Origin of the sequence: Eudoraea algarum (assembly GCF_050589645.1) — a bacterium.
GTDB lineage: Bacteria > Bacteroidota > Bacteroidia > Flavobacteriales > Flavobacteriaceae > JBNGOQ01.
This window is the reverse complement of record NZ_JBNGOQ010000002.1, coordinates 60,025-83,161: the sequence shown is the minus strand read 5'-3', so window position 1 is coordinate 83,161 and position 23,137 is coordinate 60,025. Positions and strand designations below refer to the sequence as shown.

At 44.8% G+C, this 23,137-nt stretch carries 20 protein-coding genes and 1 other RNA gene; 13 read left to right on the top strand and 8 right to left on the bottom strand.

The window, feature by feature from the left end; all coding sequences use genetic code 11:
- Positions 1–3: 3 nt before the first annotated feature.
- Positions 4–555, bottom strand: a complete 552-nt coding sequence (locus ACRD67_RS06650) for a fasciclin domain-containing protein (RefSeq protein ID WP_430966275.1) — start codon at positions 553–555, stop codon at positions 4–6.
- 207 nt (positions 556–762) lie between these two features.
- Between ACRD67_RS06650 and ACRD67_RS06645 the strand changes: the two genes are divergently transcribed.
- Positions 763–1,482: a hypothetical protein gene (locus ACRD67_RS06645; protein WP_430966274.1), complete on the top strand. Its 720-nt coding sequence runs from the start codon at positions 763–765 to the stop codon at positions 1,480–1,482.
- A 69-nt stretch (positions 1,483–1,551) separates the two neighbouring features.
- Here the strand turns inward: ACRD67_RS06645 and ACRD67_RS06640 are convergent, their stop codons facing one another.
- Positions 1,552–2,691: a hypothetical protein gene (locus ACRD67_RS06640; RefSeq protein ID WP_430966273.1), complete on the bottom strand. Its 1,140-nt coding sequence runs from the start codon at positions 2,689–2,691 to the stop codon at positions 1,552–1,554.
- 27 nt (positions 2,692–2,718) lie between these two features.
- Positions 2,719–4,347, bottom strand: a complete 1,629-nt coding sequence (locus ACRD67_RS06635) for an ABC-F family ATP-binding cassette domain-containing protein (RefSeq protein ID WP_430966272.1) — start codon at positions 4,345–4,347, stop codon at positions 2,719–2,721.
- Positions 4,348–4,525: 178 nt separating this feature from the next.
- On the opposite strand from ACRD67_RS06635, the gene ACRD67_RS06630 reads away from it, so the two are divergent.
- A complete protein-coding gene (locus tag ACRD67_RS06630; protein WP_430966271.1) occupies positions 4,526–5,929 on the top strand; it encodes a TlpA family protein disulfide reductase in 1,404 nt (467 codons plus the stop codon).
- A gap of 69 nt (positions 5,930–5,998) precedes the next feature.
- Here ACRD67_RS06630 and fsa read toward each other — a convergent pair whose 3' ends face one another.
- From fsa to ffs, 3 genes are all read right to left on the bottom strand, one after another.
- Complete coding sequence (fsa, locus tag ACRD67_RS06625) at positions 5,999–6,652, bottom strand: fructose-6-phosphate aldolase (RefSeq protein ID WP_430966270.1); 654 nt, start codon at positions 6,650–6,652, stop codon at positions 5,999–6,001.
- 74 nt (positions 6,653–6,726) lie between these two features.
- Positions 6,727–7,536: an SDR family oxidoreductase gene (locus ACRD67_RS06620; protein ID WP_430966269.1), complete on the bottom strand. Its 810-nt coding sequence runs from the start codon at positions 7,534–7,536 to the stop codon at positions 6,727–6,729.
- A gap of 114 nt (positions 7,537–7,650) precedes the next feature.
- An RNA gene (gene ffs, locus ACRD67_RS06615) (signal recognition particle sRNA small type) lies at positions 7,651–7,749 on the bottom strand.
- A gap of 197 nt (positions 7,750–7,946) precedes the next feature.
- Here ffs and ACRD67_RS06610 point away from each other — a divergent pair.
- The 8 genes from ACRD67_RS06610 (at position 7,947) to ACRD67_RS06575 (ending at position 15,861) form a co-directional block, all read left to right on the top strand.
- Positions 7,947–8,990 carry a glutaminyl-peptide cyclotransferase gene (locus ACRD67_RS06610; protein ID WP_430966268.1) on the top strand — a complete coding sequence of 348 codons (1,044 nt, stop codon included), beginning with the start codon at positions 7,947–7,949 and terminating at the stop codon, positions 8,988–8,990.
- The gene (locus tag ACRD67_RS06605; protein WP_430966267.1) at positions 8,990–9,400 is read left to right on the top strand and encodes an acyl-CoA thioesterase; all 411 of its coding nucleotides are present in this window, start codon (positions 8,990–8,992) and stop codon (positions 9,398–9,400) included. Before ACRD67_RS06610 ends, ACRD67_RS06605 begins: the two co-directional genes overlap by 1 nt.
- 16 nt (positions 9,401–9,416) lie before the next feature.
- Positions 9,417–10,937, top strand: a complete 1,521-nt coding sequence (locus ACRD67_RS06600; RefSeq protein ID WP_430966266.1) for a hypothetical protein — start codon at positions 9,417–9,419, stop codon at positions 10,935–10,937.
- A gap of 160 nt (positions 10,938–11,097) precedes the next feature.
- Complete coding sequence (locus tag ACRD67_RS06595; protein WP_430966265.1) at positions 11,098–11,829, top strand: LytR/AlgR family response regulator transcription factor; 732 nt, start codon at positions 11,098–11,100, stop codon at positions 11,827–11,829.
- A gap of 144 nt (positions 11,830–11,973) precedes the next feature.
- Positions 11,974–12,132 (top strand): hypothetical protein, encoded by a 159-nt coding sequence (locus tag ACRD67_RS06590; protein WP_430966264.1) that lies wholly within the window; start codon positions 11,974–11,976, stop codon positions 12,130–12,132.
- Between the two features lie 145 nt (positions 12,133–12,277).
- A complete protein-coding gene (locus ACRD67_RS06585) occupies positions 12,278–14,329 on the top strand; it encodes a tetratricopeptide repeat-containing sensor histidine kinase (protein ID WP_430966263.1) in 2,052 nt (683 codons plus the stop codon).
- An 18-nt stretch (positions 14,330–14,347) separates the two neighbouring features.
- Positions 14,348–15,016, top strand: coding sequence for a response regulator (locus ACRD67_RS06580; RefSeq protein WP_430966262.1), 669 nt, complete (start codon positions 14,348–14,350; stop codon positions 15,014–15,016).
- A 173-nt stretch (positions 15,017–15,189) separates the two neighbouring features.
- The gene (locus tag ACRD67_RS06575) at positions 15,190–15,861 is read left to right on the top strand and encodes a hypothetical protein (protein WP_430966261.1); all 672 of its coding nucleotides are present in this window, start codon (positions 15,190–15,192) and stop codon (positions 15,859–15,861) included.
- Positions 15,862–15,920: 59 nt separating this feature from the next.
- On the opposite strand, the gene glyA is transcribed toward ACRD67_RS06575, so the two are convergent.
- A complete protein-coding gene (gene glyA / locus ACRD67_RS06570) occupies positions 15,921–17,195 on the bottom strand; it encodes a serine hydroxymethyltransferase (protein ID WP_430966260.1) in 1,275 nt (424 codons plus the stop codon).
- 115 nt (positions 17,196–17,310) lie between these two features.
- On the opposite strand from glyA, the gene fahA reads away from it, so the two are divergent.
- On the top strand, positions 17,311–18,600 hold the full coding sequence (fahA, locus tag ACRD67_RS06565) for a fumarylacetoacetase (protein ID WP_430966259.1): 1,290 nt from the start codon (positions 17,311–17,313) through the stop codon (positions 18,598–18,600).
- Positions 18,601–18,722: 122 nt separating this feature from the next.
- A complete protein-coding gene (locus ACRD67_RS06560; protein ID WP_430966258.1) occupies positions 18,723–19,910 on the top strand; it encodes a hypothetical protein in 1,188 nt (395 codons plus the stop codon).
- Between the two features lie 31 nt (positions 19,911–19,941).
- On the opposite strand, the gene ytxJ is transcribed toward ACRD67_RS06560, so the two are convergent.
- The gene (ytxJ, locus tag ACRD67_RS06555; protein WP_430966257.1) at positions 19,942–20,337 is read right to left on the bottom strand and encodes a bacillithiol system redox-active protein YtxJ; all 396 of its coding nucleotides are present in this window, start codon (positions 20,335–20,337) and stop codon (positions 19,942–19,944) included.
- A 165-nt stretch (positions 20,338–20,502) separates the two neighbouring features.
- On the opposite strand from ytxJ, the gene clpB reads away from it, so the two are divergent.
- On the top strand, positions 20,503–23,103 hold the full coding sequence (gene clpB, locus ACRD67_RS06550) for an ATP-dependent chaperone ClpB (RefSeq protein WP_430966256.1): 2,601 nt from the start codon (positions 20,503–20,505) through the stop codon (positions 23,101–23,103).
- The last annotated feature ends 34 nt before the right edge of the window (positions 23,104–23,137 follow it).

Genomic DNA, 23,137 nt, shown 5'->3' with positions numbered 1-23,137 from the left:
AGCTTAGATTTTTTTGGGCAGGATCACACTATCGATTTCGTGGACTATGCCATTGCACTGATTGGAATCGGCCGTGGTAATCTTGGCAGCATTCCCAAAATTATCCTTTAATATGATATCAATGCCGCTCAGGGTGGCCGTAATCTTATTTCCCTGGACCGTAGTAAAGGTAGCTGTTCCGTTCCCCCGACACATGGCCTTTAAAATCTTGGAAGCCGTAAGTTCTCCCGCTACGATGTGGTAGGTAATGACCGAATGAAGTTCTTTCTTGTTTTCCGGGTGCAAGAGTGAAGCTACCTTGTCTGCCGACAATTTTTGGAAAGCGATATCCGAAGGCGCAAAAACAGTAAATGGGCCATCTTCGTCAAGTGTCTCCTCCAAATCAATGGCCTTGAGCGCCGCCAGAAGGGTTTTGTGGTTTTTGGAATCCTCCGTACGTTCACTGATCGATTTCCCGAATTCACCATCTTGCGATCGCTGTGGGTTTTCCTGTGCAACGGACAAAAAAGTCGTCAGTAAGAGCAGTAGGGTTACAGGGGATACCAAGCATTTCATAGGTTCTTCAATTGTGGGGTTAACGACCAAAATTCCGATAAACGGTAAAGAATGATCGACAATATACAATTTATACGGAGCTATTCCGGATAGGGACCGCGTAGTTTATAGAATTTAACAAAATATTAACAATTTGCATTTTTAATTGAAATCGATTCCTCTTGTAATTCCTTAATTTTATGCCTATGCGGTAATGGAAGAAAGAAAATGTTGCTAAAAAAAACGAACATAGAAGAAAGGCTTTTCCGTTTAAGGGCAAAGGAAAACAAGGCCGAAAACATCCTCAAGGAGGTGTACAATCTTCTGAGGGAAGACGCTGAAAGGGAAACAGGCATAGCTAAACGCCTGGCGGTGAATGCAAACGCTCCCACGAATCCGTTCCGTTTTGACCTCTTGGATACCAAGCGCATCTTTCACCTGGAGCAGATCAAGGAAATTTGTATCGATTACAGGCTTCGGTTCCTAAATTCCCGCTATTTTAAAGGGCCCTTTCCGCCATCGGCCATCGCAAGGATAAAACAGTTGGAAAAACTACACCATTTGGAGATACAGGGTTTCATGATTATGGCTCCTTCCAAACTTTTTAAATTGGAGGACAAGGATGACCCACTGCTCTTTGCGCCCATTGGCAATGGCTACTTTTATTTGGTCCATAAATGGGGCAACGATCTGCATCCATTGCGAAAATGGCTTATGTGGCCTTTTAGAGACCTGAAGAACCTGATAGTATTGGTGCTATTCCTAAGTTATCTGGTTACCCTAATGATTCCCGAAGGCCTATTTTCCAAGACCAATTCCAGTTCGGAATTTTGGATCGTTTATTTCTTTATGTTCAAATCCATTGCAGCTATAGTGATCTTCTATGGGGTGGCGCTGGGAAAAAACTTTAATCCCGCCATTTGGAACAGCAAATATTTTAACGCCTAGACGCTAAAAGGGCAGTACAAAAAACCTGTGCCACATGGCCAGGTCCTTTGCTATGGTAGCTTGCAACTGTTATCTGATAAAAACGGCAAAGGGAATGCCCTCAAGATCCGTATTGTCCACGAATTGGGCGTCGGGAGCTGGTTTAATGCGCAATAGTCCGCCCAATCCCTCGCTTCCGGACTTACGGTAACCGATCAATATGAGATTGTTCCCGGAATCGTAGGAAACCATGGAAGTATCGCCAAGCTCAAACTCGAACTCACGCTGCTGCTCGCTGAGGAAATTTTCGTAGAAGTAAAGTATCGCAGTATTGCTACCGAACTCGTACACTGCAGGGATACTGGGATACTCGCCCGTACTTTCGGGCCTTTGATAATACAGGTTTCCAGAGCTGTCAAAAAAATTGCGTTCCGAAAAACCGAACTTGGGTTCCGTGCCTTCGGTGTAACGCACGGTGGAAAGAACTCCCATGGTCGTGCTACTGATTACCAGATGCAAGCTGGGGTAGCTTACCACGATATTTCCGTCGGGGTCTTTCTTTATTTTTTGTACCTCCAGATCCAGGTTAACCTCGTGCAACAGTTCCTTGGTCTCCGAATCCATGGCCACCAGAGCATTCTTTTTGGAACTGATATCAGGGTCTAGCGTTAGGATGAACAAGCGATTGCCGGAAAAATCGAGTTGTAGGGGTTCCTCCGTTAAAGGGACATCCACATGGGCAGAAGAAGCAATATCTATCGCCCTAATATAAAAATTCCTATCGCTTGGAAGCGGTCCAGGGGTCTCATAAGCAATGAAAAAGGAATCCGACGAACGGGCCACGGCCTTCACAACAAGTTGGCAATCCAGCAGGTCGGCAAAGACCGTAACTCGCTCCGTGATATCTGTGGTGAAGTTATAGCTGGCGATTTCCCCGCTACAATCGGGATGCCTATTAAAATAGCTGAACCTAGTATCTTCAAGATAAAAAATGGACGGTTCCGGTATGGTCCCAAAAGGGCCGTTATTGGGATTATGCGTGACCATAAGGCGATTGGCATTGAGCTGCACGCTGGAAAGGTTTCCGTTATTTGAGGTAAGCAGTGCATAATCTGCCGGTACTCCCGTACCAAGCTCGTCATCGGTACCAGTAGTTGATCCGTCTTCCGAGCTACTACACCCCAGCAAGACCAATGCCAGAAGCGCATACCAAATGTGGTAGGTTTTCATAATGTTGGGATTTGGGCATCGATAAGTCTATACAGTCACAGCGTACAATTTTTCGCGCTGCTCCTTAATCGTCTTATCGGACATATATTCATCAAACGTCAAATATCTATCAATATTACCCTTTGGGGTCAATTCTATGATCCTATTTGCCACAGTTTGAGCAAATTGGTGATCGTGTGTGGTAAAAAGCACGGTCCCCTTAAAATTCTTCAAGGAATTGTTGAAGGCCGTAATACTTTCCAGGTCCAAATGGTTTGTGGGCTCGTCCAATTGCACCACATTTGCGCGGAGCATCATCATTCTACTTAACATGCACCGAACCTTTTCACCCCCGGAAAGTACAGCACATTTCTTCAGCGCCTCTTCCCCGCTGAACAGCATTTTTCCCAAGAATCCACGGATATAGACCTCTTCGCGTTCTTCTTCGGTTTTGGCCCATTGGCGCAACCAGTCCACTAGGTCGCTATCCACGTTGAAAAAGCTGGAATTGTCTGCTGGTAAATAAGACTGTGTGGTGGTAATTCCCCATTGGTACGATCCGGCACTGGCCTTTTTGTTGCCGTTAATAATCTCGTAAAAAGCGGTAGTGGCCCTGGAGTCCCTGGAGATTATCGCCACCTTGTCCCCTTTCGCCAGATTAATGTTGATATTTGCAAACAAGGGTTCCCCCTCATCGGAATTGGCGGCCAGTTTTTCAATATTCAATATCTGGTCCCCCGCCTCGCGTTCCCGCTCAAAAATAATGGCCGGGTATCTTCTACTAGACGGTTTAATGTCATCGACCTTCAGTTTGGACAACATTTTTTTTCGTGAAGTGGCCTGTTTACTTTTTGCCACATTGGCACTAAAACGCTGAATGAACTCTTGTAGTTCCTTGGCTTTTTCTTCCGCTTTCTTGTTTTGTTGGGCCCTTTGCCTGGCAGCCAATTGACTGCTCTGGTACCAAAAGTTGTAATTGCCCGAATACAGGTTGATCTTTCCGAAATCGATATCCGCAATATGGGTACAAACCGCATCCAAAAAGTGACGGTCATGGGATACCACAATTACCGTATTCTCGTAATCGGCAAGAAAATGCTCTAACCAGCCAATGGTATCGTAGTCCAAATCGTTGGTAGGTTCATCCATAATCAATACGTCCGGATTTCCAAACAGCGATTGGGCGAGCAGCACCCTCACCTTTAATTTGGAATCCATATCGGCCATAGCGGTATAATGCAACTCCTCGGTAATACCCAGGTTAGACAAAAGTGCGGCGGCATCGCTATCGGCGTTCCATCCATCCATTTCTTCAAATTGCACCTGCAACTCCCCTATCTTATCGGCATTTTCGTCGCTGTAATCGGCATAAAGGGCATCGATTTCCTTTTTAATCGCAAAAAGCGGTTTATTGCCCATGACCACAGTTTCCAGTACCGGGAATTCATCATAGGCATTGTGATTCTGTTCCAAAATGGACATGCGTTTTCCCGGCTCTAGGTGTACGTGTCCCGAGGTAGCATCCACTTGGCCCGAAAGTATCTTCAAAAAAGTAGACTTCCCGGCACCATTGGCACCAATGACCCCATAAATGTTGCCGTGCGCAAAGGTTACATTGACTTCATCGAACAACACTCGTTTTCCAAATTGTACCGACAAATTTGATACGGATAGCATAGTACAGGCTTTAAAATTTGTGCAAAAATAAGCAAAATAAAGCCGCCCTGCCAATAATCTTGAACCCTTGCCCATCCCCCATTGGCTTTAACCCTTTCCTAGGTTTTTTTAACGCCCTATTAACAGGCGGTACCTAGTGCTTTTAGTAGATTTGTCACAATACGGCAGTTAATTGTGTATGAATAAAATTCTATTCTATCTAGTTCTTTTCCTGTTGGCAAGTTGTGGTGAAGGGAAGAATGAGTGCCCAACAGTATATTTTGCCGGGGAAATCGTAAATCCCACAAGCAGTCATGTTGTTCTTTACAAAGACGACATGGTTATAGATTCGGCAAAATTGGACGAAAACAGTAGATTCTCCTTTCTGCTCGACTCTGTTGACGAGGGATTATACCATTTTTACCACGAGCCGGAAGTACAATATATCTTTCTGGAGCGTGGTGATAGTCTTCAAATACGTTTAAATACCATTGATTTTGATGAGTCCCTGATTTTTTCAGGCACCGGAGAGGAAATCAACAACTTCCTTTTGGAGATATTCCTTTCCAATGAACTGGAGGAAGAATCCATTGCTTCATACTATTGGCTAGATCCCTTGGAATTTAGTGAAAAACTGGATTCCCTGCGGAATCAAAAGATTACCCTCCTGGAGAGTTTGATGGAGGAGGTTACCCTTACCGAGGCACAAGTCGATATGGCTCGGGCAAGCATAGATTTCAGCTACTACATCTACAAGGAAAAGTATCCCTTTTATCACAAGAAAAGAACGGGTGAGATGGGTATGGATGAATTTCCCTGCGATTTTTATGCCTATAGGAAGAGTTTGGATTTTGACAATAGGAACCTAACGTACTTTAGGCCGTACTACAACTTCATGAAGTACCATTTTGGCAATATGTCCTATATGTCCTGCGCGGAGAATTGTGGCATTGACCTGCATTCCATTAAAAATCATTTGCATTTTACCAAGCATACCATGGCGTTGATCGATAGTATGGTCACCCAAAAAGAGCTTAGGGACAACCTTTTTAGAAATGTGGCCATGGACTACCTTTTAAAGGTCAATGATACGGAAGAGAACAATAAGGCGTTCATTGATCATTTTCACGAGCTTTCGGGCAACAATAAGCACATTGATGAGATTACGGACCTTTATGCCGGTATCCGAAGTATGCAACCCGATCGTGAACTCCCCGATGTAAAGGTACTTGATTCGGCCGGTAACCATATTTCCATAAGGGATATCGCCAAGGATAAGGACGTGGTATTTTATTTCTGGTGGGGCACCCAAAAGGGGCATTTTAGGAATATGACCAAACAAGTGGCCAAGCTGAGTATCAAACATCCGGACAAAACCTTTGTGGGCATTAATTTGGATACCGATCCCTTGCGATGGATTTCCATCCTGGAGACCAGCAATCTGGATAAAAGCAAACAATTTAGATCGGACAACACTTCCGAACTCCGAAGGGCGCTGATCGTGGACCACCTGAACAAAGGGGTCATTACCAAGGACGGTCGCATTGCCAACGCCTTTGCGAACATGTATACCACTTTCCAGCAAAAAGATAGCCCACAATAATAGCGGAAATAAAAAAGCCCGAAAATCAACTTGGATTTCCAGGCTTTCCCTTAGCTAAATAGATCAGCTCTAATTGCCCTTTTCGTAATCTGCCAGGAACTTGGCAAGACCAATATCGGTCAATGGATGCTTTAAAAGTCCCTCTATCGCCGATAGCGGGCCTGTCATCACATCGGCTCCCAATTTGGCACAGTCTATCACATGCATGGTATGCCTTACCGAGGCGGCCAATATTTGGGTTTCATACCCATAATTATCATATATATGGCGTATCTCGGAAATAAGGTTCAGTCCATCCGTGGAAATATCATCCAATCTCCCAATAAAGGGGGAAACATAGGTAGCCCCTGCTTTGGCGGCCAGCAACGCCTGTCCTGGAGAAAATACCAGGGTGCAATTGGTTCTTATACCCTTATCCGAAAAATACTTTAGGGCCTTTACCCCGTCTTTTATCATAGGGACCTTTACCACGATCTGCTCGTGTAGTTCCGCCAATTCTTCCCCTTCCTTTACCATTTCATCAAATGTAGTGGCAATAACCTCGGCCGAAACATCGCCCTCTACCACATTGCAGATATCCACATAGTGTTTTAGGATGTTGTTTCTTCCAGTGATGCCTTCTTTGGCCATCAGGGAAGGATTGGTCGTTACACCGTCCAGTACGCCGAGGGCTTCTGCTTCCTTAATTTGGTCCAAATTGGCCGTGTCAATAAAAAATTTCATGGGTAGTTGCGATTTAAGTTTAGTTAAACGTTTCGAAATGATTCCAGATCAAATCCCTACAAGTCGCTGCAAAGCTACAACTTATAATGATTTAACAACAGCTTCTCATATACTTTATCGGGTAAAATTTTCTTCAGGAAAAGTGAAAATTTTTGCATAAATGCCCCTACGGTATAATGCACTTTTGGGCGCTTTGCCTCAGTGATCCGAAACACCTTTTTTGCGACCAAGTCCGGGCTAGAAGCACTGTCCACATCGTCGTTGATCATCGCAAGGGTATCGCTGTATTTTTTAAAGTAGGGAGAGCCCTCCAAAGGAGGCACATGGTATCTTCCCGCTGCGATGTTCGTTGCAAAATCGCCTGGGGCCAGATTGGTAAGTTGTATTCCAAAATCCTTGGTCTCCATGCGCAGGGTCTCGGTAAGCAGTTCCAGTGCGCCCTTAGTGGCGGAATAAATCCCGCGGTAGGGCAAGCCCATATAACCGGCTATTGAGGTGATGTTAATGATCAAACCCGATTTTTGCTTGCGCATTTGGGGCAAAACTGCCTTGGCCATATGTAGTGGGCCATGGAAGTTGGTCTCAAAGGCCTTGCGTATTTCCTCATATGGCGTTTCCTCTATTGGGCCTGTAATGCCAACACCAGCGTTGTTGACCAAAATATCGAGTCGGCCCTCCTTTTCGATTACCGCTGCTACGGCACCCTGAACGCTATGCGCATCCCTAACGTCCAATTCCAACAGCTCAAAATGGGAAAAATTTGTGTGCCTGGCCAAGGTCCTAGTGGTACCGTACACGGTAAAACCCTTGGATTTCAAATGCACTCCTATCGCTTTTCCGATGCCGGAAGACCCTCCGGTGATCAATACCACTCTTTGCTCCATATTAGCGGAATTAAGGTTACAAATAAACAAATAAAAAACCTGGGAAGAAAAAAAGGAAACGGACAGAACAATAAACGGAAGAAGGCCCATGGGAATTTCATTTCAGGGCACAAAAAAAGGCAAGCTACCTACATCGCACCGCTACAACCGCTTACCCTTGCTGCGTTCCCACCCTGGGGGATTCTGCAGGAGCTGGTCGTGTAGGACTTGCCAACTGCAAATATACGACCTTTTAAACTTGCCGCCATATTTTACACCTCCAAAATTTACTTTTTTGGGAGGGGCGACAAAAATTGATCTTTTCCTTGCATCCCAGATCCAAAAACAACAGCCGCAAATGCTAAAATGCCATCAATTTTTAGCAATTCTCATTTTACATGCTTAATTTGCCGAGAAAGTATACGCATTCTATGAGCCCCCTTAAGTTTTTAATCTTCAGTGTCTTAGCAACTTTGTTCCTGGCCTGCGGCGGCGGTAATACAGCCGCTTCACAACTTTTTGATATCCAATTGGAAGGCGACCAAAAGCAATTTCGGCAAAATCAGGTCGTTGGTGTGGCCCTAAAGAACAAAAAGGGCAAGACCATTGAAAGGGTAAGCTATTCCATTGACGGCAAGGAGCTTCCTTTGCATGACAACAAGCTGAGCCTTAATATCCCTAAGCTGGGGAACAAATTGTTAAAGGCAACGGTTTCCTTTGAAGGCACCTCTGCCGAAGTATCAAAAAAAATAAAAGTGCTCGCGCCCAAGGCTCCGGAATTGTATACCTATGAGATCATCAATGAATTTCCCCATAGTGAGGATGCCTATACCCAGGGCTTGGAATTTCACAATGACACCTTATACGAGGGTACGGGCAAGAAAGGAAGGTCTTCACTCCGCAAAATCGATTTTAAGACCGGAAACATCCTGAAGCAAATTGATTTGAACAACAGCTATTTTGGTGAGGGTATTACAGTGCTCAAGGATAAGGTCTACCAACTTACCTGGCAAAGTGGCACCGGGTTCGTATACAACCTGAACGATTTTAAACAATTGGACCGTTTTACCTATAACAAAAGTAAGGAAGGTTGGGGTTTGTGCAATGATGGGGAAAAACTGTACAAGAGTGATGGAACGGAAAAAATATGGTTCTTAAATCCGGACACCTTGTTGGAGGAAGGGTATATAGAAATTGTGACCGATAAGTCGATCTTTAACCGGGCGAACGAGTTGGAATATGTGGACGGGAAGATCTATGCCAACGTCTGGCAAAAGGAAAGCATGATGATCATTGACGCCCATAGTGGTGCCATTGAGGGCGTCATTAATTTTGGAGGCTTAAAGGGCAAGGTACGCCAGCACGAAAATCTGGATGTGCTCAATGGGGTAGCCTATCATCCGGTGCGAAAGACCTTCTTCGTGACCGGAAAAAACTGGGACACCCTTTTTGAAGTCAAAATCAAAAAAAAGTAATGGCGGCCTTTGAAAAAGTGATACAGGTAGGTCCCGATGACCTGGACCAACTACAACATGTGAACAACGTACGTTATGTGCAATGGGTACAGGACGTGGCACAGGCCCATTGGCAGGCCCTTGCACCCAAGGAAATTTTGGGGCAGGTAGTATGGGTATTGCTGCGCCATCATCTGCATTACAAGAGCCAGGCCGTGCTGCACGACCACATAAGGATCAGAACCTATGTATCCAGTACCGATGGGGTAAAATCCACCCGGATTGTAGAGATGTTCAACAATAAAAATGATCAATTGTTGTTACATTCAGAAACGGAATGGTGCCTGCTCAATGGCAAAAGTTTGAGACCTATGCGTATTTCGGATACTATCAAAGAACTCTTTTCCCAGAGCACCCCATTGTCCCCATAAAACCTCAAAACCCAAGATGAATCGGTATCTGTATCTTTTGTTCCTTACCGCTCTGCTGATCTTTTGGAGCTCCTGTAGAAAGGACTTCGACTTTGCTCCCAGTACGGGGACTTTGCAATTCTCCCGGGATACGGTGTTCCTGGATACCGTTTTTACGAACATCGGTAGCAGCACGTATACCTTAAAGGTGTACAACAGAAGTAGGGACGATCTCAGCATTCCGAGTATACGCCTGGGCCAGGGTGATGCTAGCAATTACCGCTTAAATGTAGATGGCGTGGCCGGGAAATCCTTTGAGGATATTCCCTTATTGGCCAAGGACAGTCTTTTTATCTTTATTGAGACCACCTTTGATATTGCGCCCACCAATGCCAATGAATTTTTGTATACCGATGTCATACAGTTCGATTCGGGTGCCAACCAGCAGGAAGTCCCGCTGGTGACCTTGATCAGGGACGCGATTTTTTTATTCCCGGGAGAAGGGGCAAACGGGATGACCGAAACCCTGTTCTTGGGCTTGGATGAAGCGGGCAATGAAATACGGGTAGAGGGCTTTGTACTGAACGATGCCCAACTGGGTTTCACCAATGAAAAGCCGTATGTCATTTACGGCTATGCGGCGGTGGCCGACGGAAAGACTTTGAGTATGGCGGCTGGCACCAGGGTTCATTTTCACCAAGATTCCGGGATTTTGGTACGTTCCGGAGCTTCCTTAAAAGTGAATGGCGCGCTCAGCACCGATCCGGAATTGTTGGAGAATGAGGTCATCTTTGAGGGGGATCGTTTGGAACCCTCCTTTTCCGATGTCCCTGGGCAATGGGGCACCGTTTGGTTGCGTCCGGGCAGTCTAGACCATGAAGTGGTGCACCTCACCATCAAAAATGCCACGGTCGGTATTTTAGCCGAGGGCGATGGCGTGCTCAGCGCCCCCACCCTATCGATCAGAAACACACAGATCTACAACAGCGCCAGCGTAAACCTATGGGGCCGCACCGCCTGGATCAATGGGGAAAATCTGGTTCTGGGAAGTGCTGGCAATATATCACTCTACGGTAACGAAGGGGGAAGATATCATTTTGCGCATACTACTATAGGCAACTATTGGGTGAACAGTTTTAGGAACGGCCCGGCCCTGCAGTTGGATAATACGATGGGAACCGATCTTGTGGGCGCCACTTTTACCAGTTGCATAATTGATGGCAATACATCCAGGGAAATCCTACTGGCCCAGGACGTGGGTGGCAGCTTTGTGTTTAATTTTACCCGTTGCCTGCTTAAATTTCAGGACAGTGGAGGCCAATTTGCGAACGACCCCCTATATGATTTTGGGAACAATGCCCTGTATACCGATCTTTTCCTCAACGGGGATACCGATTTTAGGGAACCGAGGAGCAATGATTTTAGGTTGGCCGAAAGTTCTTCGGCCCTGGACAATGCAGAACCGGCCACGGCACTGCAGGTTCCTTTGGATATTTTGGGAGTAGACCGTACCGTTTTACCGGATATTGGTGCATATGAACGGATTCCCGAAAATTGATTCTTTCTTTTTTACCCAAAATTTTAACATAAATGAAGGGCGTTTCCTTCAATTAAGCTCATTTTCAATGCATTACGTAGAAAAACCGTAGTTTTTCTATGGTTTTTCTTTAGTAGGTTCTAAATTTCTCTCCCTAATTTCGCTAATAAGAACTTGGCCGATGGAATACACCTACACCATAATAGACTCCGATGCCACCTCCAATCTGCAATTGCAGCATCATTTGGAGGCGTATGGGGAATTTGTGTGTTCCGGACTTGCCAAGAGTAGCGTTGATGGCCTCAATACCATATTAAAACAATTACCCGATATTGTTTTTGTAAATCTGAACGAAAAGGCGTTGGAGTACTTTCAAATGGTTATGGAACTGCACCAATACATGACCACCCTTCCAATTTTCATTGGGATTTCCAAAAGCAAGAACTATGCGTATGAGGCCATTAAAAACAATTTCTTCGACTATTGGTTACAGCCGTACAACGAGTTCGATATCCGCAAGTCGGTCTTGCGCCTGGTTAAGTTAATGCCCAAGGAGACCCAATCGCATACCTTATGTCTTAAATCGTACAAGGATTTTCACTATTTGGATACGGATGAAATCCTCTATTTAAAGGCCGATAACAATGCAACCGATTTTATGATGACAGACGGGAGCACGGTCAGTGCCTTTAAGACGCTCAAAAGTTTTGAGGACCGTTTGCCCAAGCATTTTATCCGGGTGCACCAGAGTTACATCATCAATACCAAGTTTGTAAGCCGCATCAATTACGGCAAGTCTATCTGTGCCTTAAAGAATGGGGATCTGCAATTACCGTTCTCCAAATCCTACAGGCAAAACATCGATAGCCTTAAAAAAGTACTGGCCAAAAACACCATTTCTACACTGAATTAACAAAATTCTAACAAAAACCGTACAGATACTCACAAAATCCGTACATCTACTAAGGTTTTTATTGTTAACCCCCCTCTGCCCCCCCTCTTTCCTAGCTTAGTCCCATAAACAAATCACATTTAACAAATCAAACACACACAAAAGATGAAAAAGACGGTAAGTATTTTGGCGGTATTGGTAATGAGTATTGGCTTATTTTCTTGTGAGGCAGACAACAACCTGGAAGAAACGCAATCCCTTTACGAAAATTTGGACACCGATGCAACGGACAACGACCAAGTAGATGATGACGGAAGGGAATAATAGCTCTAAACCCTCATAATGTTTAAGCCTTAAATAAGTAACCGTATTTAAGGCTTTTTTTCTATCTTGTTATTACAAGATTCATATGAAAAATACCACCTACATACTAAAGTCTCACAAAGGGTTCATCGGCATATTACTCACAATGTTGATATTAGCTTGTGGAGCAAGGGAAGAAGATCAATCCCTAAGCACGAAAGAAAGCGAAACCGATAGCATCTTGGCATGGGCTAAAACAAGCAGGAATACATCAATTTCCAAAGAAGAAAGAGAAAAATGGCTCACTAAGGCATATGATGCAGCGCTTATCTCCAAGAATGACTCCTTAAAGAGTCGTTATTTTTCCAGAATTTCCCTCTCCTATCTTAAACTGGAAGATTCGGCGGCCTTCAGAAAGACAAACGATATGGCTATGGAACTGGCTAAAAAAATAGGCGATTCCATTGGGCATGCCGAGACCCATTGGGATCTTGGTATCTTTTTTCGCGGAAATTCCATTCAGGATAGCGCATACTATCACTACCAAGAGGCTCAAAAAATTTATTCAAAAAACAACGATGATTTCCTTTCGGCCCGTTTGTTATACAATATGGCTGTCGTACAGGCAGACGTAAAAGACTATACGGGTAGTGAAATAACCACCATTAGGGCCATTGAATTATTAAAACCTTTGGATAAGTTCAGAGAACTCTATAATTGCTATAACAATTTAGGCTCTATTACCAAAGAATTAAAAGAGTATGAAAAGGCCATTGAATTCTATGAAATCGCTTTGGGGTATCTAGTCAGACTACCTCAGAGCGGCAACTTAAGGTTGAATGCTTTGAACAACTTAGGTGTGGTCAATCAGGAAAAGGGTGAACATAAAAAAGCGATCCCTTATTTCGAGGAGGTACTTTCTGCTGACAGTTTACTGCAAAAACGTCCTGATTTGTATGCTAGGTCCCTAGCTAATTTGGCCTACAATAAATTCAAACACGGTGCTTTCGACCGTAAAGTTATTGAGAATCAATTTAAATCCGCTTTAAACATTCGGGATAGTATTGGGGATATCAAAGGGCTCTCGGTAAGTAATTACAACCTAGCAGATTATTATCTCTATTACGGGGATACTCTTACCGCTCTCTCTTATGCGAAAAAGGCGAAGGAAACTTCCAAGGTAATCAACAACAACAAGCGCCTGCTGGAAGTGCTAAAACTATACCCCAGCTTGGATCCCAAAAATGCGGCCACTTATACCCAGGAATATATTGCCCTGAACGACAGCCTGCAAATGGAGGAACGCAAGACCCGCAACAAATTTGCCCGTATACGTTTTGAGACAGACGAATTCATTGCCCAAAACCAATTGTTGGCCCGGCAGCGGCAATTGTGGATCGGCATTGCAATGGGCCTGGTGCTGCTGGCCGGCTCCATATTTATTATCATCTACCAGCGCATCAAAAACCAGCGCCTTAAGTTTGATCAACAACAGCAGGAGAGCAACCAGGAAATCTTTGACCTCATGCTTAGCCAAAAGAAAAAGGTGGAAGAGGGCAAACAACAGGAACAGAAACGGATCTCCGAGGAGTTGCACGATGGTATCCTGGGCCAGATGAACGGTATTCGCATGATGCTTCTGGGCCTTAACAAGAAAACGGACGATGCCGCCGTAAGCCAGCGCCTGGAGGTTATTGGAAAATTGCAGGACGTACAGGAAGAAGTACGCAGCATTTCGCACGAATTGAACTACGCATCTTATCAAAAAATTCATAACTTTATCAATTCTATCCAAGATTTGATCAAATCCATCGGTGATGCGGCCCAGATGGCCTATGAATTTGATTATGACGAGGAGTTGGATTGGGATGAGCTGAACGGGGATCTTAAGATCAACATCTATAGGATCGTTCAGGAAAGTTTGCAGAACTGTGTAAAACATGCCATGGCCAAAACCCTGAGCCTACGGTTCGGGGCAGAGGAAAAGCTGCTCAAGGTAGAAATTATAGATGACGGTGCCGGCTTTGATATGCGGAAGGGAAAACGTGGCATTGGTTTAAAAAATATAACATCGAGAGTGCACAAATTACAAGGTACCTGGGACATAAAAAGCAAAATTGGAGCAGGAACCACGGTAACCGTATTGGTACCTTTTGAAAGGCAACAGATTGTACCCGAGGCCCCAGAAGAACAACAACCCGCTTTGGAAAAAGCATAAAACCATGAACAGCTATTCATGAAGACCTTGCGTATTTTGGCGATAGATGACCACGAGATGACCACCATTGGTTATAAGTATATCTTGGAAGATGCCAGTTTTGAAGATTTCAAGGTCCGGGTAGATACCGCCAAGACCTTCGAAAGCGGTAAACAAAAAATCGAGGAATCGGCACACTCCTTTAAGTACGATATTATTTTGTTGGACATCCAGTTGGCACCCGTAGATAGCGGGCAACCGTATACGGGCGAGGACCTGGGCATCCTGGCCAGAAAAATGGTACCCGAATCCAAGATTGTGTTCATGTCCTCCTTTAGCGACAATTACAGAATCAACAGCATTTTAAAGACTGTTGACCCGGAAGGGTATATGGTAAAGTCCGAAATAGACCAATTGTCGCTCGAAGCCATGGTCAACACCGTCACCACCAATCCACCCTATTATACCCAAAAGGCGTTGGCGGCGATACGAAAAAAAATGTCGAACGACATTTCCCTGGATGATAACGACAAAAAGATATTGTACCATTTATCCATTGGGACAAAGACCAAGGATATGGTTCACCATATTTCCCTTTCCCTGGCAGGAATCGAGAACAGAAAAAGACAGTTGAAGACCATTTTTGGAATCGACAAACAAAACGATCAGGCCTTGATCACAGAGGCCCGGAACAGGGGCTTTATTTAATTTTTTACTAGGGCGCCCGTTTTTTTGGGCCAAAACATCGACCAACAACCGTTTTTTACCACTTTTTTTACGGTTTGCACAAAAACCTTAATTATTCTAAGGTTTTTCTGTACTTCAATTCTATGCAATCCTTTTATGTTTGTTCTACAATTGTTGTATAAACCGTACTCCCAATGCCTATACATCAGGATAACTTTAAGGGTAACCTTAGTTTTAAGTTCGAAAGCGACCTTAAACTAAAGGGACTCAATGCCTTCAAAAGAAGCCTGGAGAGAGACTTTTTTTCCGAGGTAAACATACGCCATCGTGCTACCAATGATACTGAAAGTGGTTTGATCATTGAGTTGGAAGGCAATTTTGGCTTACACGAAATCCTATACCACCTAAAGAATGAGACTTGGGGGAATATGATCAAAAAAGATGCCGTTGAACATGGCACCTCTCCTTTTTTAAGAACGCTCCACGAACTTCGGGAGCTGAACCAGTTGCATATAGATATTGAGGAGTTCTCCCTTTTCCTAAAGGATACTGCAATTATTGTCAACAAAGTATACGAACAAAGTATTCCGGATCAGTTGGAAAATATCATGACCAGCATAGCGGAACATTACGTCTATTTTACCAAGGAACTCACGGAAATACCTTATGAAATGTATATTCCGGTGTTTGAAGAAAGTCTCTTGGAAAACGATGCTACCCTAGCTAACATCCGGACCGGAAACAACACCGCTAAGGATTATTTTAGCTTTTGGGGATTATATTTTGATTCTGAAGATGATGCCGTAATTTATGATTTGGCCAATAGGTCCATTGTATATGGAGACCTATATATGTTAAATCATTAATACTAGAATGGGAAGCCAATAATAGGGCTATCGGTTTCCCATTTTGCGGCGCTATTTCGTTACGAACTAAAAAGCGGTTTGTCTTTCATCAGTTCATTTACCTGCTCCCTCACTTTTGCCAAAACCGCTTCATCTTCCGGATGCGTCAGTACCTCATCGATAAAATCGACGATGAGTGACATATCTTTTTCCTTAAGCCCTCTAGTGGTTATAGCGGAAGTGCCAAAACGTATTCCAGAGGTAACAAAGGGGGATTTATCATCAAAAGGCACCATATTTTTATTGGCGGTTATATCGGCACGTACTAGTGCCTTTTCCGCGTCCTTTCCCGTAATGTTCTTGGAACGCAAGTCGATCAGCATCATATGATTGTCCGTTCCTTTCGAAATGATCTTATAATCCTTGGCCACAAAGGCTTCGGCCATAGCGGCTGCGTTCTTTTTGACCTGCAGCATATAGTGCAGGAAGTCATCGGTCAAAGCTTCCCCAAAGGCTATGGCCTTGGCCGCAATGATATGTTCCAAAGGACCTCCCTGATTGCCCGGGAAAACGGCCAGATCTAAAAGGGCCGACATTTTTCGCAGCTTTCCGTTCTTTAAACGTATTCCAAAGGGGTTGTCAAAATCGGCCCCCATCAATATGAGTCCGCCCCTGGGTCCCCGCAAGGTTTTGTGCGTGGTGGTGGTCACGATATGGCAATGCGGTATAGGGTCGTTAAGAATTCCTTTGGCTATTAATCCGGCAGGATGTGCAATATCTGCCAGCAACAGCGCGCCAACACTATCGGCAATTTCCCGGAACCGTTTAAAATCCATATCCCTGGAATAGGCAGATGCCCCGGCAATAATCAGCTTTGGCTTTTCACGCAGGGCTATTTCCTGAATCTTGTCGTAATTCAATACGCCGGTTTTCTCATCCACCCCATAAAAAACAGGCTTATACAGGCGGCCTGAAAAATTTACCGGAGAGCCGTGGGTGAGATGTCCTCCATGGGCCAAATCAAACCCCAATATGGTATCGCCAGGACTCAGACAGGCATGATATACGGCCGCATTGGCCTGGGAACCGGAGTGTGGCTGTACGTTGGCATAGGCCGCTCCAAATAATTCCTTGGCCCTGTCAATGGCAATTTGTTCTACTTGGTCAACAATCTCGCATCCCCCGTAATAGCGTTTCCCGGGATAGCCCTCGGCATATTTGTTGGTTAGCACAGACCCTGCTGCCTCCATCACTTGGGGGCTTGTAAAATTTTCGGAAGCGATAAGCTCTATTCCAAGGGTCTGGCGTTCCCGTTCATCTGCAATAAGTTCAAAAATTTGATTGTCGCGTTGCATAGTAAAATAGTAATCGTGTTAAATGAGGCGTAAAAATACAAATTGCCAATCGTTAATTAGCAGAAAAGAATATATTTGATATGGAATTTATTAAACACAAGTTAACAACTACCACATGCCTTTTAAAACGAATGATCCGACCAAAAAAACATGGCTTTCGGTACCTGAAAATTCTGACTTTCCCATACAAAACATCCCTTTTGGGGTCTTTCTGACACGGGACGATATCATTACCATCGGCACCCGGATAGGGGACCACGCCATTGACCTGGGGGCCCTGCACCAACTGGGCTATTTTAAGGATATCCCCCTTACGGACGATATTTTCTTACAGGATACCTTAAATGATTTTATCTCCGACGGAAAAAAGACCTGGAGGTTGGTGCGCAATAGGATCAGCGAAATCTTTGATAGCAACAATCCGGAGCTCAAAACAAATGAGGAACACAAAAAAATCGTGCTGTTTACCCTTGACGAAATTGAGATGCAGTTGCCGGTGCAGATCGGGGATTATACCGACTTCTACTCCAGCAAAGAGCACGCCACCAATATTGGCACCATGTTCCGTGATCCCAAAAATGCCCTAATGCCCAACTGGTTACATATTCCAGTGGGCTATCACGGTAGGAGTTCCTCTATTGTGCCCTCTGGTACCGCAGTACACCGCCCAATGGGGCAAACCCTTCCCAAGGGATCGGATACCCCAGTTTACGGACCGTCCAAAGTGGTGGATTTTGAACTGGAGACCGCATTTATCACCACGGATGCGAACGTATTGGGCGAGCCCATTCCCATAGAGGAGGCAGAGGATTATATTTTTGGCATGGTGCTGTTCAATGATTGGAGTGCGCGGGACATTCAAAAATGGGAGTATGTTCCCTTAGGACCCTTTTTGGCCAAAAATTTTGCGTCGTCCATTTCACCGTGGATTGTCACCATGGATGCACTTGAACCTTTTCGGGTGTCTAGCCCAAAACAAAATCCCGAACCTTTGCCCTACTTGCGGCAGAAGGGGAACAAGAGTTTTGATATCCATCTCGAAGTGGATATTACGCCGGAAGGCCAGCCACCCACAACGGTTACCCGGTCCAATTTTAAGTATATGTACTGGACCATGGCCCAGCAACTGGCCCACCATACGGTGAACGGTTGTAAGGTAAATAGCGGGGATATGATGGGTAGCGGTACCATCTCCGGCCCCACAGCAGATTCCTATGGTTCTATGTTGGAACTGGCCTGGCAGGGCACCAAGCCTGTACCCCTTAATGACGGAAGCACCCGTACGTCTATCCAGGATAATGATACCGTGACCCTGCGAGGATATTGCCAAAGTGAAAACGTACGCATTGGCTTTGGCGAGGTACGCACCAAATTGCTTCCTGTATTCCAATCCAAGAAAAAGTAACATCCCCAAAAAAAGCGGGTTTCACCGATTTTATACGATATTTTACCGTTTTGCGTTATGTAAAAAGGCAAATTTGGCATAGCTATTGAAACCTGTGCCTCAAAACCCTTAAGTAAAACATCATGAAAAAAGCATTACTTCTTTGTACAGCATTGGTGATTTTTATCTCCTGTGGCGGGGTAAAGAAAACCCAAGAGGCCTTAAATACCGGCAATTACGTTGCCGCGATGAACAAGGCCATGAAAAACTTGTCGGACAACAAGACCCGAAAAAACAATCAGCCCTATATCCTCTTGCTCGAAGAGGCCTTTGCCAAGCACACCGAACGTGAACTGCAGCAGATCAGCTTTTTGGAAAAGGATGAAAATCCGGCGCATTATGAGGCCATTTACAGAAGTTTTGTACAACTCAGAAGCATACAAGAAAGGATAAAGCCCCTTTTGCCCCTAAGGGTGTACGAGGAAAACAGGGATGCCCAATTTTCCTTCAACAACTATGAGGACGACCTCCTGGACGCCAAGGACCAGCTTTCCGAATATCTGTATGACAATGCTTCGGATCTCGTGAAAAACGCATCCAGCAAACAGGACTTTAGAAAGGCCTATGCCGATTTTGGTTATCTAAACGAAATCAACCCAGGTTTTGAGGATACCAAAAAAAGAATGGAAGAAGCTTATGCAAAAGGTCTGGATTATGTGAAGGTAAAGATGATCAATGACACCGAACAGATTGTCCCCAGCAGACTGGAGGAGGAATTATTGAACTTCAACGCCTATGATCTTAACGACCTCTGGACAGAGTACCATACCACGCCCCTGAGCACCGTTAAATACGATTATGAAATGCAGGTGGCCTTTAGGGATATCCTTATCTCACCAGAACAGGTGAACGAAAAACAGATTGTTAAGGAGAAGCAGATCAAGGATGGTTACAGATATGCATTGGATTCCAATGGCAATGTGGTAAAGGACAGCCTGGGAAACAAAATCAAGATAGACAAGTTTAAAACGGTGCGTTGTGATTTTTATCAGTTCACCCAGTTTAAATCTGCTCAGGTGGTGGGTAATGTAAGCTTTACGGACTTGCACAGCAAGCAGCAACTAAATTCCTATCCCTTGGCGAGTGAGTTTGTTTTTGAACACATATACGCCAATTATAATGGGGACAAGCGGGCCTTGGACAATGATTTGGTGGCCCTGCTGAAATTAGGTGCCGTACCCTTCCCTACCAACGAACAAATGGTCTATGACGCAGGCGAGGATTTAAAAAACCGCCTCAAGGGAATCATCACCAGACACAAATTCAACTAAAAAAAGCCCCGACGCAACTGTCGGGGCTTTTTTATATATGTTTTCCCAAATCTACCTCCATAATGGCCCCATGCGATTCATGGGCCACCGTACTTCCGTTGCGGATAATCAGTAATTGGGGCGATTGGTGCATTACCTGAAACTTGTACCCCGTTTCATTGGACACTTCCCTATACTTATGCAGGTCCAAATAGTACAGGTCTGCCTCCTCCTGCGAAAAGGAATACCTATCGGAGAACATCTTTATCACCATGCTGCTTATCCCACAGCTTGTCGAATGCTTAAAAATAAACTGGGTCTTGACGGCCGACCTTTTTTCAATTTCATCCAATTGTTCCAGGGAGGTCAAAGGAATCCAGGGAAGTACTTTTTCCTCTTTTTTCGGTTTGTCGTTTCCCTTTCCCAATAAGGTTTTAAATAATCCCATACGTTTGCTTTACAAGTAAGTCGCATAAAATATATATGCTTACATACTGCCTAAATGTCCTATTTTTATTGAGTTTATCCGACATTTTGTCGGTTAAATCGTGTTGGTAGGGTTGTTGCTCCTACCCTATCAAAAGTAAGCATTGCACTAGAAAAAAACAGACATATGAACCTTAATAATTTTACTATAAAATCTCAGGAGGCCATACAACAGGCGCAGCAAATTGCGCAGGGTTTGGGGCATCAACAAATCGAAAATGAGCATATTTTCAAGGCCATTTCCGAGGTGGATGAAAACGTACTGCCGTTCATACTCAAAAAGTTGAACGTTAATATTCCGTTGCTTCATCAGGTATTGGAGAAGGAATTGGAGAGCTATCCCAAGGTAGATGGTGGAGAGCTTTTGCTCTCCAGGGAATCGGGCAAAACCCTGACCGAAGCCAGCAACATAGCAAAAAAGATGCAGGACGAATATGTTTCCATTGAGCATCTGCTATTGGCTATTTTTAAATCGAAGAGCAAAATTGCCCAGATTCTTAAGGATCAGGGTGCCACGGAAAAAGACCTACAAGCAGCCATTGGAGAGCTTCGCAAGGGCGGTAAGGTGCATTCCCAAAGTGCCGAGGACACCTATAACGCCTTGAGCAAATATGCCAGGAACCTGAATGAACTGGCCGATAGCGGCAATTTGGATCCCGTCATCGGTCGTGATGAAGAGATTCGCCGTGTACTCCAGATCTTATCGCGAAGAACCAAGAACAACCCTATGTTGGTTGGTGAGCCCGGGGTGGGCAAAACGGCCATAGCGGAAGGTTTGGCCCATAGAATCGTACAGGGGGATATCCCCGAAAATCTAAAGGACAAAACACTTTATTCATTGGACATGGGTGCCTTGATCGCTGGTGCCAAATACAAAGGTGAGTTTGAAGAGCGCCTAAAAGCGGTCATTAAGGAGGTTACCACTTCTGATGGCAATATTGTGCTTTTTATTGATGAAATACACACTCTGGTGGGCGCAGGGGGCGGACAAGGGGCCATGGATGCGGCCAACATACTTAAACCCGCTCTGGCAAGGGGCGAATTACGTGCCATTGGTGCCACCACCCTTGACGAGTACCAAAAATACTTTGAAAAGGACAAGGCGTTGGAGCGCCGGTTTCAAAAAGTAATGGTGGCCGAGCCCGATACGGACAGTGCCATCTCCATATTGCGCGGTATTAAGGAAAAATACGAGGCCCATCACAAGGTCCGCATCAAGGATGAGGCTGTCATTGCCGCTGTGGAATTGTCACAACGGTATATTACCAATAGATTTTTGCCGGATAAGGCCATTGACCTTATGGACGAGGCCGCCTCAAAACTCCGTATGGAAATCAATTCCAAACCCGAGGAACTGGATGTTCTTGACCGAAAAATAATGCAGTTGGAAATTGAGATCGAGGCAATCAAACGAGAGAACGACACTACCAAGCTAAAGGTCTTGAACGTTGATCTTGCCAATTTAAAAGAGGAACGCAATGAAATTTTTGCAAAATGGGAGAGCGAAAAAACAGTGGTAGACGAGATACAAAGGACAAAGCAGGATATTGAGAACTATAAGCTTGAAGCCGAACGGGCAGAACGCAATGGGGATTACGGAAAGGTCGCAGAAATCCGCTATGGCAAGATTAAGGAGTCCCAAGAAAAGCTCGAGGAATTGCAGGAGGAACTGCAGGCCCAACAAGAATCCGAAACCTTGATCAAGGAAGAGGTCACCAACGAGGATATTGCAGAGGTGGTTGCCAAATGGACGGGAATCCCGGTAACCAAAATGTTGCAAAGTGAACGGGAAAAATTACTGGGCCTGGAGCAGGTATTGCACAAAAGGGTAGTTGGCCAGGAAGAAGCCATCAATGCGGTATCAGATGCCATACGAAGAAGTAGGGCGGGTCTTCAGGACACCAAGCGTCCCATTGGATCCTTCCTTTTTTTAGGGACGACCGGAGTGGGTAAAACAGAACTTGCAAAGACCTTGGCAGCTTATTTGTTCGATGATGAAAATGCCATAACAAGAATCGATATGAGCGAATACCAGGAAAGACATGCCGTAAGCAGGCTGGTAGGCGCACCTCCTGGGTATGTAGGATATGATGAGGGCGGACAGCTTACGGAGGCCGTGCGTAGAAGGCCTTATTCCGTGGTCCTGTTAGATGAAATTGAAAAGGCGCATCCGGACACCTTCAATGTACTCCTACAGGTTCTGGACGAAGGAAGGCTTACTGATAACAAGGGTAGGATAGCGGATTTCAAAAACACCATCATTATTATGACCAGTAATATGGGCAGCCATATCATACAGGAGAAATTTGAAGCTGCACGCGATATCGACAGCGCCGCCGAAATGGCAAAAATCGAGGTACTGGGGCTTTTGCGAAAAAGCATGCGCCCCGAATTTCTGAACAGAATTGATGATATTATTATGTTCACCCCTTTGAGCATGGAAGACATCACCAAAATCGTAGCGCTGCAATTGGATCAATTGAAAAAAATGGTATCCAAGCAGCACATTACATTGGATGCTACCGAAGAAGCCATTGCCTATCTGGCCAAGAAGGGGTATGATCCGCAATACGGAGCGCGACCCATTAAAAGGGTCATGCAAAAAGAAGTGTTGAACAGTCTATCAAAGACGCTGCTCAGCGGAACCATAAAGGCGGACAGCATTATCCTGCTCGATTCTTTTGACGATGAACTGGTCTTCAGAAACCAGAACGAAATGGTCCAATAAGCGGCTGCAAAAACCAAAAAAGACATCTCGGGGA

Bases quoted from the DNA above. Each gene is read 5' to 3' on its own strand.
- ACRD67_RS06650 (WP_430966275.1), bottom strand. From the start codon at position 555: ATGAAATGCTTGGTATCCCCTGTAACCCTACTGCTCTTACTGACGACT.
- ACRD67_RS06645 (WP_430966274.1), top strand. From the start codon at position 763: ATGTTGCTAAAAAAAACGAACATAGAAGAAAGGCTTTTCCGTTTAAGG.
- ACRD67_RS06640 (WP_430966273.1), bottom strand. From the start codon at position 2,691: ATGAAAACCTACCACATTTGGTATGCGCTTCTGGCATTGGTCTTGCTG.
- ACRD67_RS06635 (WP_430966272.1), bottom strand. From the start codon at position 4,347: ATGCTATCCGTATCAAATTTGTCGGTACAATTTGGAAAACGAGTGTTG.
- ACRD67_RS06630 (WP_430966271.1), top strand. From the start codon at position 4,526: ATGAATAAAATTCTATTCTATCTAGTTCTTTTCCTGTTGGCAAGTTGT.
- fsa (WP_430966270.1), bottom strand. From the start codon at position 6,652: ATGAAATTTTTTATTGACACGGCCAATTTGGACCAAATTAAGGAAGCA.
- ACRD67_RS06620 (WP_430966269.1), bottom strand. From the start codon at position 7,536: ATGGAGCAAAGAGTGGTATTGATCACCGGAGGGTCTTCCGGCATCGGA.
- ACRD67_RS06610 (WP_430966268.1), top strand. From the start codon at position 7,947: ATGAGCCCCCTTAAGTTTTTAATCTTCAGTGTCTTAGCAACTTTGTTC.
- ACRD67_RS06605 (WP_430966267.1), top strand. From the start codon at position 8,990: ATGGCGGCCTTTGAAAAAGTGATACAGGTAGGTCCCGATGACCTGGAC.
- ACRD67_RS06600 (WP_430966266.1), top strand. From the start codon at position 9,417: ATGAATCGGTATCTGTATCTTTTGTTCCTTACCGCTCTGCTGATCTTT.
- ACRD67_RS06595 (WP_430966265.1), top strand. From the start codon at position 11,098: ATGGAATACACCTACACCATAATAGACTCCGATGCCACCTCCAATCTG.
- ACRD67_RS06590 (WP_430966264.1), top strand. From the start codon at position 11,974: ATGAAAAAGACGGTAAGTATTTTGGCGGTATTGGTAATGAGTATTGGC.
- ACRD67_RS06585 (WP_430966263.1), top strand. From the start codon at position 12,278: ATGTTGATATTAGCTTGTGGAGCAAGGGAAGAAGATCAATCCCTAAGC.
- ACRD67_RS06580 (WP_430966262.1), top strand. From the start codon at position 14,348: ATGAAGACCTTGCGTATTTTGGCGATAGATGACCACGAGATGACCACC.
- ACRD67_RS06575 (WP_430966261.1), top strand. From the start codon at position 15,190: ATGCCTATACATCAGGATAACTTTAAGGGTAACCTTAGTTTTAAGTTC.
- glyA (WP_430966260.1), bottom strand. From the start codon at position 17,195: ATGCAACGCGACAATCAAATTTTTGAACTTATTGCAGATGAACGGGAA.
- fahA (WP_430966259.1), top strand. From the start codon at position 17,311: ATGCCTTTTAAAACGAATGATCCGACCAAAAAAACATGGCTTTCGGTA.
- ACRD67_RS06560 (WP_430966258.1), top strand. From the start codon at position 18,723: ATGAAAAAAGCATTACTTCTTTGTACAGCATTGGTGATTTTTATCTCC.
- ytxJ (WP_430966257.1), bottom strand. From the start codon at position 20,337: ATGGGATTATTTAAAACCTTATTGGGAAAGGGAAACGACAAACCGAAA.
- clpB (WP_430966256.1), top strand. From the start codon at position 20,503: ATGAACCTTAATAATTTTACTATAAAATCTCAGGAGGCCATACAACAG.